The sequence below is a fragment of the Halorhabdus sp. SVX81 genome (assembly GCF_029207715.1).
Classification (GTDB): Archaea; Halobacteriota; Halobacteria; order Halobacteriales; family Haloarculaceae; genus Halorhabdus.
In genome coordinates, this window is the sequence record NZ_CP104322.1 from 503744 (window position 1) to 516137 (window position 12394).

Annotated in this window: 9 protein-coding genes; 2 read left to right on the plus strand and 7 right to left on the minus strand. The window is 53.6% G+C overall.

Features of this window, described 5'->3' with window-relative positions:
* Positions 1-37 precede the first annotated feature (37 nt).
* Both SVXhr_RS02460 and SVXhr_RS02465 read left to right on the plus strand, forming a co-directional pair.
* Positions 38-1258 carry a sulfatase-like hydrolase/transferase gene (locus SVXhr_RS02460; protein ID WP_275739101.1) on the plus strand — a complete coding sequence of 407 codons (1221 nt, stop codon included), beginning with the start codon at positions 38-40 and terminating at the stop codon, positions 1256-1258.
* A 454-nt stretch (positions 1259-1712) separates the two neighbouring features.
* Positions 1713-3230, plus strand: coding sequence for a hypothetical protein (locus SVXhr_RS02465; protein ID WP_275739103.1), 1518 nt, complete (start codon positions 1713-1715; stop codon positions 3228-3230).
* A 1-nt stretch (position 3231) separates the two neighbouring features.
* Here the strand turns inward: SVXhr_RS02465 and SVXhr_RS02470 are convergent, their stop codons facing one another.
* The 7 genes from SVXhr_RS02470 to SVXhr_RS02500 form a co-directional block, all read right to left on the minus strand.
* Entirely contained in the window at positions 3232-3936 is a 705-nt protein-coding gene (locus SVXhr_RS02470) for an amino acid racemase (protein WP_275739105.1), read from the minus strand.
* Entirely contained in the window at positions 3930-4898 is a 969-nt protein-coding gene (locus SVXhr_RS02475) for a cysteine synthase family protein (RefSeq protein ID WP_275739107.1), read from the minus strand. Before SVXhr_RS02475 ends, SVXhr_RS02470 begins: the two co-directional genes overlap by 7 nt.
* Positions 4899-5016: 118 nt before the next feature.
* Positions 5017-5991, minus strand: coding sequence for a glycosyltransferase family 2 protein (locus SVXhr_RS02480; RefSeq protein WP_275739109.1), 975 nt, complete (start codon positions 5989-5991; stop codon positions 5017-5019).
* On the minus strand, positions 5988-6758 hold the full coding sequence (locus tag SVXhr_RS02485) for a methyltransferase (RefSeq protein ID WP_275739112.1): 771 nt from the start codon (positions 6756-6758) through the stop codon (positions 5988-5990). The genes SVXhr_RS02480 and SVXhr_RS02485 overlap by 4 nt, the downstream gene beginning before the upstream one ends.
* Positions 6758-7693: a glycosyltransferase family 2 protein gene (locus tag SVXhr_RS02490; RefSeq protein ID WP_275739114.1), complete on the minus strand. Its 936-nt coding sequence runs from the start codon at positions 7691-7693 to the stop codon at positions 6758-6760. The genes SVXhr_RS02485 and SVXhr_RS02490 overlap by 1 nt, the downstream gene beginning before the upstream one ends.
* A gap of 399 nt (positions 7694-8092) precedes the next feature.
* Entirely contained in the window at positions 8093-9952 is a 1860-nt protein-coding gene (locus SVXhr_RS02495; RefSeq protein WP_275739116.1) for a methyltransferase domain-containing protein, read from the minus strand.
* Between the two features lie 1204 nt (positions 9953-11156).
* Entirely contained in the window at positions 11157-12299 is a 1143-nt protein-coding gene (locus tag SVXhr_RS02500) for a glycosyltransferase family 4 protein (RefSeq protein ID WP_275739118.1), read from the minus strand.
* Positions 12300-12394: the final 95 nt, after the last annotated feature.

Consider the following 12394-nt stretch of genomic DNA (forward strand, 5'->3'; position numbering starts at 1 on the left):
CAGCAACACACAAGTGTTGACACGTCCTGTCACAGGTATGGACAACGTCGTTATTTTCGTTGCGGACGCTCTCCGATTAGACTATTTACCTGATAGAATTAAGCGAAAGGGTGATTTCGTCGAAACGATTGCTTCGTCTACTGTATCGCCGGCCTCATTTTCGAGTATCCTTTCGGGGTTACATCCCACGGAGCACAATGTCTTTACCTTTTATCATCAACTCGACCAATCAACTTCGCTGCTCGGTATAGATGATTTCAACACGTCGTTCTGGCAGGTATTGCTTGACGGGGGCATGTATGATGTTCTTGGGCAAGATGTGAAGGGCAAACAACGTTTGTCCGAGTTGGAACCACCGTTCATATACGTGGAAAGAGAGAACTCAACTCATTCACCGTATGGCGAGTGGACCGAGGAGTGGTTCGAACCATCGGATGACGCTCACACCATCTGGGGTGGGCGACCGCGGGACGATATGTGGGGTAGATTTCGAGGAGACTGGGAAAAGATTCAGGAAAAGTACCACACTGGTGCAAACACCGCGGCGGAACGGTTCCAAGAGCGACTCGGCTCGTTACGTGATAGGGGGCTATTAGACGACACGCTCGTCATATTCACGTCGGACCACGGAGAACTGCTTGGTGAGTACAGCGAAAAATCCCACTCTCGGCCAGTGGTTTCGGAGTTAGTGAGGGTGCCGACAGTGATTTTTAACCCGGACGGGCGCACAGTCCCTGAGTCCTGTTCTCTCATGTCTCACGTCGATATAGTGCCGACAATAGGAGAGGCTTTGGATACCGAGTTTGACTGGGAGTTGAGTGGCCAGAGCGTTTATTCGAGCGGGCAAAGTTGGGGATATAACCACTACCATCGTCCTAAAGGTGGGGTCCTTCGGAAGCAAAGTGGGGACGATCTCAAGGCGATCACGATCGAGAGCATCTGGGACCGTCAAGGCGGATACGTCTACAAGCACTCTTCGGGCGAGTCTTTCGGTACTCGACGACAGGCGACTGAGGTATTTCGCACGATTGGAAAGCACGTACCCTTGGTGGGGAGCCCGTGGGCTAGGGTCAGACACTTACCAGCTGCTCTTCGATATCATCTCACGAACCCGTTCGTCGATGGCTCACCGATCAGATCCAATGAGGAGGCGCGACGGCTCTTGCAGACGATCCCGCGTCGAGACTCGGTGGCTGAGGATACGATCGACATATCGCCTGCGAAGCAAAGACACCTCGAAGATCTCGGCTATTCGTAACCTCTACCCGACGGACTCACATTTGCTCTTGAGGAGGTCACGCTCTACTCACCACCTCGCAGGACTACGTCTCCACGAGGGTGACGTACCTGGGGCAGTCGGTAATAGCACTCTTGGAACCGGTTAGATTTCATTTACAGCTAGTACTGTACATCGATGTCGAAGACTGTTTCTTCCTTTCCCATTCCGGCTTGGCTTGCATAATCTGGACAAGTATGTGGTCTCCCTCCAAAGAAAGGCCTAAGGTTGATAGGGAGTATCGTTAACAGCAATGTGCGGTGTACACTGGGATTTTTCCCATCCAACTCGTGCTACTGAGGAGACGTACCTTTTGGGCCAGTGCTACTGGCGGTCGGGCCTAGACCGGCAAGAATCACCCGCTGAGGCACTGGCACGAGCAAGTACCGTAACCGAGTGTGAACGGATCTTGCAGTCGGTTACTGGCTTTTTCTCCGTGCTTACTCGTATCGACGACGGTTGGCTTGCTGCGGTGGACTATATCAACGGGATCCCTCTATACATAGTTGATAGTGACAGTGGCATTTACGTCACAGATTCCCAATCTCAAGCCGTCGCGGAACTTTCCGACCCACAAATCGACGAGGTTTCCGCTCTTGAACTCGAAACCGCAACTTTCATTTCCGGTTCGAATACGCTTGTCGAGTCTATCAACCAGTCAACCGCTGGAATGCTTGCCCACATTGTCGACGGGACTGTCGATTTTCGCCAGTACTTCAACTTTGAGTATGGCGACCAGCGCGAGCGAAACGAGTACGAGTTGTACCACGTTTGGACGAAAGCTCTCCTCCGACTGATGGACTACGCGGACGGTCGCGAAATCTGGATCCCGCTGACCGGTGGATACGATACCCGGTTGATCATTGTCGGGCTCGTGAATGCCGGATACGAAAACCTCCACGCCTATGCGTGGGGTGTGCAGGGCCACGGGGAGGTGGACATCAGTAGACAACTCGCTAACGCTCTTGGGGTCGACTGGCATCGAGTCGTCTTCGACAAGGATCGCTTCTACGAGTGGTACCGGACCGACGATCGCGTCGAACTCGATCGACGATTCACACTGACGTCGATTCCATGGTTGCGCGAGTGGGCGTCAGCGAGAAGACTCGTACAAGACGACGTGATGTCGGAGGATGCTGTCGTCGTAAACGGCTGCTCAGGGGGGATGGTCTCCGGCGCAAAGATACCGACGGAGCTACTCGATCGTGAACACGTCTCGAGAGGTGAGATCGAGGAGATGATCATCGAGAAGCACTATGATCATCGGCACCTTACTGACGCTGATCGATCGTCCATCCGGGGTCGGCTACAGGACACGCTGGATTTTGATGGGGGGACACCGGTCGAGGCCATCGAGGCCTTCGAGCGTTTCGATTGGCGGGAGCGCCAGGCAAAACTTCCCACTAGCAGTTCGCGGGCACACGATGTCACGGGGCTGGACTGGTGGTTGCCGTGGTGGGACGGTGAGGTCGTGGACTTCTTCCTGAACACGGCCTTTGAGCAACGCCACAAGCGCCGGTTCCAACGAACGGCAGTCCAGGCGATCTCGGATGCAACTACGGCGGTCACAATCCCGTGCAATCCAAGGGACACCCGTCTCAAACGTGTTGTCGATGGGATCCGTGATACAGCGCTCTGGCCCGTGGTCGAACACCCATTCGAACGTCTAATCAAACCGTCGTATTACTTGTCTGACCATTTAAAACGACGTATCAGCGAGGGGCCCCGAACGGAGCCAGATCCAGCCGACCTATATCAAGAGGCGTTTTCGGACGGCGAACTGGGCATCATGACGGTAGATACCTTTGAGGACGTTTACGAGGAGGGTGACACGTTGTTTCATCCGTTCACTTATCGTGCGCAGGCGATCCTCGGAGAGATAGAACTTGACGATGCGGATCATCCCTACACCTCGTTGGTCGATACTGACTCCGACCGAAAGCAAGGCTCCTGATTCACTCAGTTCTTTCAGCGCCTTTGATGGCGTCGATACAGTACCGTGCGAGGATGACGACCGGGTCCACGGCATCGACGGCATAAGGCCAAGGGAGTGCCGAAAACTCCGTACACCCGAGTATTACTGCATCGACGTCGGCGTCGACGACTGTTTTTGCAGCGGAATCGTACAACTCCCGGCCCCGTTTTTCGTCTCCTCGCTTGATCGTATATATTGCGTCCATTAGCCGGTCGATTTCATCCGGATATACGATATCGATACCGGTACCGTCGAACGCCCGGTCGAATAGGTCGATCTCGATAGCGGAATTCGTGGTGAGAACACCCACAGATTCAGCATCCGTCGTGGCGATGTTTGCTGCCGTGAGCTCGATCATATTGGGGACTGGGACCGACACTGCATCCGCGACATCACCGTGGTAATGGTGGGTTGTGTTACTGGCGATGACGATCAAGTCGGCACCGTCATCCTCTAACGTTTTCGCATTTCGGACCAGACGGGGAGCAGGACTCTTACCCGATCGTAGGATCGCATCCTGCCGATCAGGGATCTTGGGATCGTTATAGACGATCGTCTCGAGGTGTTCTTGATCGGATGTGGCAGGCGTTTGCTCGATGATCTCCGCCATGAAGTTGACAGTCGCTGCTGGCCCGAGTCCGCCGATTATCCCGAGAATTCCATCCCCGGAACTGTCTGTTACCATCCTTCGACCTGATGAAAGTACTGTTCTGCACCGTCGTGGACGATAGTGACGATTCTGGCGTCAGGATCGGACTTCAAAATGTCTTGTGCGGCAGCCAGTACCGCTCCACTCGAAACTCCGACGAGCATCCCATCTTTTTCCGCAACGCGGCGCGTGGTCTCGAGAGCGACGTTGTCGGGGATATCCATCACCTCGTCGATTACCTCGAAGTCAATTGCGTCTGTCGTCCGATACTGACCAAGCCCTTCGACTTCGGTATCGTACTCCCCCCGCTCTTGCCCTGTGAAGTCTCGGCTGATGTTCGATTGTTCGGCGTCGACGCCGACTATCGTTACCGATGGATCGTTCTCTTTCACGTATCGGCCGATCCCCGAGAGGGTCCCACCCGAACCCGTCGCCGCGACGATGTGGGTGATCCCTAGACCTTCGATCTGCTCCCACAGTTCGGGTCCGGTCCAGGCATAGTGGACTTCGGGGTTGAGTGATCGCTCGTACTGGTTGATGAGAACTCCGCCAGTCTCTTTGGCGTGTTCAGTTGCCTTCTTCTGGTAGTAATCCTCGTGGTCATGCGGGACGGCTGGAGTCTGGATCAGTTCTCCACCAAGCGCTCGCACGTATCCCATCTTGATCGGACTCGCGGATTCCGGCGCGACGATCGTATAGGGATGCCCGAGCCGGTTTGCAGCCAGCGCGACGCCACCTGCCATGTTTCCCGAGGAGGCTTCGATCACACGTTGCCCGGGCTCAAGCTCGCCACGTTTGCGCATCGTGAGGATCATCCCGAGACCAAGCCGATCCTTGTGTGAGCGCGTCGGATTCTTGGCCTCTAACTTGCAGAAAATGGCTTCGTTCCCCGGAAACTCCACGAGAGGTGTATCACCGATTTGTTTTAGAATCGGGTCGTCAGCTTTGAAAGTAACATCTGTAACATCAGAGGTATTTGGATTGTCATTTCTGCCCATGTGTTATACTGGCAATGACGGTGGCTTCGTATATGTTTTATTCGCTTGGAGTGACTACAGGCGCCGAGATTTTCCTTCTCTGACCGCCTCACCGTGACAGTGAATCAACCGACTCCACCTATAATAGCTCTCGAAAGCCTTGCTTGGCCTGTTGTGGCAATATAATGGAGGCCATGCGTCGGCCGACAGACTTCATCAGTACCGAAATGTTGTAGGCTGTTTCCTCACTCGTCTCGAAAATTGATTTCGAGGCTATCCAGAAATCCCAAACGTCACCGGAGACGAGATTCGTCGCTGCAAGCCGTGCAATCACGCGAGCGTAGTACCGGTCTGCGTACGCCTTCCCTTTCGCTTCCCCGAACCATTCTTTGTACGTCGGCCCCCACTTCTCGATGTACTGTTGGACGCCAGCGATACGGCGCTCCGTGTTCGTCGTCATCTGAGCACGATCGGAGACGTAGGTGACGACGAGTGCGTCCATCACACGCCGGGCTTCGTAGCCTGCCACCGCGAGTTGCATCCAGATATCGTGATCGATCGAGGAGGGCAACGACTCGTCGAACCCACCGACATCCTCGAGTGCTTCGGCCGTAAACAGAAACGTCGACGGATAGGTTGACGCACCGACCTCCCGAATGGACGCGGCGAGATTACCCTCATTCTCCGGGAGTGAGGTGGACAGCGTCTCACCTTCGGGTGACTGTCGTTCGACACCACAGTAGATGACGCCGAGTTTCGTCTGCTCGTCAGGAGACGGACCCTCCAGCACTTTCAGTTGGCGTTCAAGCCGCTCCGGCTTCCACTCGTCGTCGTCATCGAGATAGGCAACGTACTCGCCCGTCGCGTGATTGAAACCGGTATTTCTGGCGGCTGCAAGCCCACGATTCTCCTCATGCCGTACGTACGTCGCGTTTGGTACTTCACGATCAAGCCATGTTTCGAGATCGGTCTCGGAGGCATCTTCGACGATAATTATCTCTCTGGGCTCGAACGTCTGGGCTTGCACACTTCGGACTGCCCGTTTGCAGAGCTCCGGTCGCTCGTAAGTGGTTATGACGACGGATACCCGTGAATCAGCATTCGATCTCGTCATTTGGGATCCTGGCAGACGGCAGCGATTCGGCCGCACTTCGCCTCGGGAACGTACAGATATCTATCGAGGTAGAGGTCGAAGAAACGCTGGTTTATCCAGTCGTTCGTGACGACGACATTCGATCCTCGACCGCCGATGAGTTTGCGTGCCAGTTTCAATCCACGTGACTCAATATCGTCGAACGGAACGAGATCAATTCTCTCGAAGTGGGGAGTGAGGAGATCGCGCAATCCTGCTCCACTGAAGTGCTGGAAATGTTTGTCTTGGACAGGTTTGTTCTCGTGGGGCACAGTAATGATGGTCCGTCCAGTAGGATCTTGGATGTCGGTTATCGCATCGAGGAACGAATCAATGTCGTCCGGTGGAATGTGCTCGAGGACCTCTATGAGTGTGACGACATTGTAGCTCATATTGACTTCGTCAGATCTGAGGTCCACACATCGGAAATCCAGTCCAGGATTCAGCGCCTTCGCCATGTCGATTGCCCGCTTCGAATAGTCGATCCCTGTTGCCGTGACGTCAGGATATTCTGATCCCAGTTCCCTGAGGAAACGCCCGTCACCGCAGCCAACGTCCACGAGTGAAGAGAACTGGGAACCACCAAGCTGGTCGAAGACGACTTCAAATCCGCCCAAGTAGCGAAATCCCCACCACCAGTGGCGAGTCTGAGAGAACCGCCCCTCCTCTCGTTGGGGAATGTAGTGATATGGGAAGTCGTATTGATCTTGTTGAATCTCTTGTTCCTTCTTCTGACTACTATCACTCATCAGTACTTGTCCCTGTATCGTACCGAACGTAGAAGCTCTTTGTATACCTCGAGAGTGGTCGGTGCAGACCGTATCGCCTTTGAAAATGACTTCGCGCTGGCGGAGTATGACCCCAACTGTGCCTGGCGCAATCCGATCCGTGCATGGATTATTGCTTGCTTCTCCGGGTACGCTTCGAGTTCTTCCTTAAATTTGTCAATTTTTGCCCTTTGTCCAGAAATAGCATCTTTTGCCCCGCGGTCATCCTGCTGTGAGATTCGCCGATGCCCATGTTCTACGTAGGATACCACCAGCGTTTCGGGAACGTATTCGACATCGTACTCACGCGCAACTCGTCGAATAAAGTCGCCATCGTTGCCTCGAGGGATTGACTCGTCGAACCCTCCCACGTTCTCGACCACTTTCGCAGGTGCCACGAGCGTCGAACTGTTGCCGATACGCTGTTTGTCGAGAACGTCGAGAAAGATATCGCCGCTGTAGGTAGGTCGGTACTCGGTCACCAGATTGGCGTCGGCGTCGCGGTAGTCCATCCAGCAGTAGACGAGGCCCACCGAGTCGTCGCTCGATTCGAGCAAAGCGAGTTGTTTTTCGAGCTTCTCCGGAAGCCATTCGTCATCGTCGTCAAGGAACGCGATGTACTCCCCCGTGGCCGCCTCGATGCCGGTATTTCGGGCCGCCGACGCGCCTCTGTTCTCCTCGTGGTCAAGTACAGCCAGCCGTTCGTCGTCGATCGACCGAGCGATTTCCGCCGTCTCGTCGGGTGAACAGTCGTCTACGACGATACACTCGAGGTCGTCGAACGTCTGATCGAGAACGCTGTGGATGGCCCGTTCGATCAGATCGGACCGATGATATGTCGGGATGACGACGGAGACTGTTGGGGGCATGGTGAACTCAAGGTATCGGTACGGGCAGCCGTATTGTACACCTTTCACGTCACCGAAGTAAACGTTACGGTGAACTAGACAGGCGTGCAACCGGCTTAACCCCGGTCCATTAGCTCATACTGAAGACGGCGGACCGATATCGACGTACGACTACGAAGCTAGAATCCTGCAAGACTGAAAGAGCGAGCCTTGTGCGTGGCTTCAAGAAGACGACTTTTCCGCCTCTATTTGATGCGGTACAACTCTTGGCAATCACCACGGGTTGTGAAGGTCAGCAAAGCCAACCGTCCTATCCGTGGACTCTGGCGAAGCAAACATTGCAGGCCGCAGCGCGGCTAAACTGCACAGTGTGTAGTGGGAATCCGAACTGACGAGGACTTTGAGAGCCTCTTTCATCTCGGCTCCTTATCTAACTGCGGCCCTCTTGGGAATCCAAGATAGATAAATTCACATCTCTTCGTTAGGACGTTTATACTTATATACGGTAAACAATGGAAAGATAATTCGTATTTTACGTTCTTTCACTATTTGCCACCCCTCTGCTTTCAGGTGCTTATTGATGTCGTCAACAGTTGTCTTATGATCGGCCCCATTGAAGTCACCGATCCATCGGCCGGCCTTATAAAACAAGTTCTCAGTCGGACCACATACGATTAGAGATCCGTCTTCGGTTAAGATACGTTCGATCTCGTCACTCGCTGTGGAGAGATCAGTTAAGTGCTCCAAAACATCCATCGCGACTACCGCTTCAGTAGACCCATCTCCAATCGGTAACGATGATATATCACCCCCAATGACTGGGGAATGATCATTGAGCGCGCTGAGGTAGTCCCCTCCAACTGTCGGTCGAATGTCAACCCCGACGCCGTTATCTTGACTATGGAGTAATAACCCAGGACCACAGCCAACGTCAACATAGCGGGTTGGGTTATCGAGCATCTTCATGACTAGATGTCCCCGAGCATAGAACAATTCACGGACGGGTAGCATCGGATGAAGATACCCATACACGGCAATCTCCGATAATTCTTCATGTGGGAGTCGGCTGACGGTATTATATAATATCTGAGTATCAGGACGGTATGGGCTACTAAGCGGAGCGGGAGGTGTACCAACAGCCCTGAGCATCTGCCGTATCGTCCAGTCCCAAAGCTGCATCAACGCATTAGAACGAATGAAAGCATATCCCGCGGCCAGACACATTGCAGGGAGCAACGGTGCGCGATATCTCCACCCAGCGTCAATGAAAGTCACTGCGACAATACCGGTAACCACTACGATCGGTGTCAGGACGACGCTTTGTGCACGGTGGCGGTCCCACAACAACTTGACGACGCCAAGCCATCCTAGCAAGATAGTTGGGAGCAACGAGACGAGATGAATCGCAAACCACCCGGGACTGTTTTGGACATACAGGGGCCCAGGATAGAACAACATGACTACTTTTATCGCTCCCATCACGAATAAATGATGGATGTTTGAAATTACAAAGGAGAAGAATCCTGTTGCTTCGGTTACGTCGTATGTATAACTCCCGATAAGTTCAGCGTTTCGGCCCTTCCAGAAAATCCAGCCGTTACGGTATACATCAAAGACGTGGTCGGTGATCCATGCTGTCCGAGTGGTGAATAAGATGAGAACGACACTAATTGCGACTGTTCCACCGATGAGCGCGAATCGGTTCGGAAGAAGACCAGTCCGTCGGCGGTCATTGTCACCAAGGAGATCCCAAGCAAGCCATCCAATGAGTATCGGCGGTCCGAACGGCCGCGTAATCGACATATATCCTAGTCCAAGTAGTACTGCTACCCTCGAAAAGGTAGACCCTTCATCTTGATAATACGCAAAGGCGTACATAGTTAGCGCAACAATGAACACAAATACAGAATCTGAGAGTAACGCCACGTCCCAACGAAAGGCATCCCACATGAGGACCCACAGTCCACCAGCAACGACGCCGGCGCGTGCTGAAAAGAGTCTTCGTCCAGTCAAATACAGAATCCCGGCTGTTAGGGAACCGAGAAGTAACTGAATGGCAACCCAGGCAAGTGGAGTCCCCGTGACATTTGCCAACCCACAGAACGGAACCAAAAACCCTGCGTACTCCAGACCTTTATCGCCAGAGAGCAAAACAAATGGTGAATTGATTGATGCCGCACACTGTTGGAGATAGCCACTCGAGTCGGGCGGTGTGACGACTCCTCTGCGGAAAAAGTAGAATAATCGAACACCAAGTGCAGCTGCAGAAATGGTCAGTGCGGTAAAAAACGCTCGCACCGGTGTCTTGCTCTCGTTTAGTATCGACATTCAATCATATATATACAACACGCGTTTTAGGCTTTACTCTATCTCGTTTAGTAGTGTTCAGATAAGCGCCGACCGAAGAACCACTTGCTGCCGGCTGAACAGCCGAATCCTGGTGGCCTGCGAAAATCGGATATCTTCGGTCGACCAGCGGACGAAATCTTCTGGTAAACTGAAAGGGCGAGGCACGCGTGACGGCGTAGCCGTCACGGTTTGAGGTTGTCGGCGTCGTCCACCTCCCTTTTCGGGAACCCCGACGAAGCAAGCCGCGTATGGCCCGTGAGCAGACACTGCAAGCCGCAACGCGACTGGAGCGCGTGGTCCGAAAGAGCGGAGCTCTTTCGTCATCTCGGAGATTTTCGATTTCCTACGACAGCGAGTCGCGGGACTGGAACTGGTGAGGGCTTTCTGCTGGTCCTAATCACCTCGGATCTTATCTGAACACTACCTCTCGCTTAGTCCCTGCGAGTATATGAGTAAATCATAGGTGCAAGTAGCAAGAGTGACAACAAGGAACACGCTATGACCAACCAAGCGATCTCCGAGTCTCCAGACACACGGTAATTCTCAAGTGACCAACCAATGATTGTCTGGCCTACTGACCATGGGATGGCTCCGAGAAAGAGGCCAGTCAAGAAATCGCGACGATCAAGTCGCGCCAGTCCGGCACTGTACCCGACCATATCCAACGGGATCGGTGCAAGCGTGATTACAACCATTGACCGGAACCCTCCAATTTGTGTCCAAAGGGTACCAAATCGCTCACCTACCTCACCATCTGGACTGGAGAGTCGGCCAGCTAGAAATGATGGAATTGTCGAAATCACAGTCCCGGTCTGGATGATAATAAATCCAATTGGGCCGTACACGTACGCGACAAAGAGGTTAAGAGGGGTTGGCGGTAATCCGAGAAATGGTCGAAAAACGTAGGTACCCATCAATATTACGAGGAAATAGGGACTATCATGGACAGTTGATATGAAGTCCAAAAGAAGGCGGGAAGAAGTGGTAAAGCCGATAAAGAGATACGCACAGCCAAGTAATACAATGCCAGCAATCCGCTTTCGACCTTTTAATTTGTAGTCCATCTATTTTATGTTCTGTCTGAACGTGCCGTTACGTACTACTATCTACTATCGAGAAACTTATATTCACTTTCTAGAAAATCGACAGGATGCTGTTCCGTAACATGATGAACCAATGTTGGCTACCCCCTCACTCGATTGAAAACATCGAGCACCTTCGTTTGCTCTCGTTCCCAGTTGTATTGTTCTTCCAGCGCACGACGACCGTGCTGACCTAGCTCACGCGCTCGATCCGGGTCCGCGAGGAGCGATTCGATTCCGTCGGCCACTGCCTCCACATCGCCGGTGTCCACTGTGATCCCGCAACCAGTTTCCTCGATGATCTCCGGAAACCCGCCGAAATTCGGTGCTACAACGGGCAGGCCGGCATTCATGTAGTCCGGGATCTTCCGTGTATTCCACCGCGATATTTCGTACACCTCGAGGCGCTGGTACGGTGCCACGGCGATATCGCCCCGGAGCAAGTGGTCGTGTACCTCGTCGTAGGGTACCTGACCAACGAATTCGACATCGTCGGAGACGCCGAGTTCACTAGCGCGCTCTTGCAGTCGTTCCAGCGTATCGTCGACCGCGCCGCCGACGACCAGCAATTCGATATTGTGATCGGGATGGATGTCGGAGAAGGCCTCCAACAGCGTTGGAATGCCCTTTCGCTCATCGACCAAACCGGCATAGACTATCGTCGTCGGTCCATCAGTCCCTTCCTGCTCAGGTGCTGGCTTTACACGTGGTAAATTATAGACGACATCCATGTTATCGGTAAAGCCGCGATAGCGTTCGGCGAGCAGCCCCTCCGCAGTGTCGATGACGGTAATGCCTGCGACGCCGCGTAGACAGAGCCGTTCGATACCGGTGACCAGCGTCGTAAAGGGGCCTGCCAGTACCGAGTCCCGACTTCGATAGCCCGTCTCGTAGGTCTCGACGACGTCGTAGACGACCGGCGTTCGAGTCAGCAGCCCGAGGAGTACGGCAAGTGGCAATAGTGATATGTGTCCACAGAGTAGAACGTCTGGTTGTCGGCGATAGATCGCTACCACGAATTTACAGTAGAGTATCGGGATGAAAAACACGTTCCACAGCGACATGGGGAAATTCGGCGTGTTGATACGGGTGGTCGGCACAACGTCGCCTTCGGCGTTTGATGCCCCACCGCGCCTCCAGCACAGGGCCTCGACATTGTGCCCATCGTCCACCAACGCCTGTGCGAACAGTTCTAGACGAGGATTGAGCGTCGACCGGTGGAACAGTGCGAGCACAGATGCCATTCGAAGTATGCTCTACAACGGGGAGAATTAGGATTTGGGTTTTGAGTCAACCGTTGCTTGGCCGAGATAAGTCGCCATAGTTTAATCCCATCGCT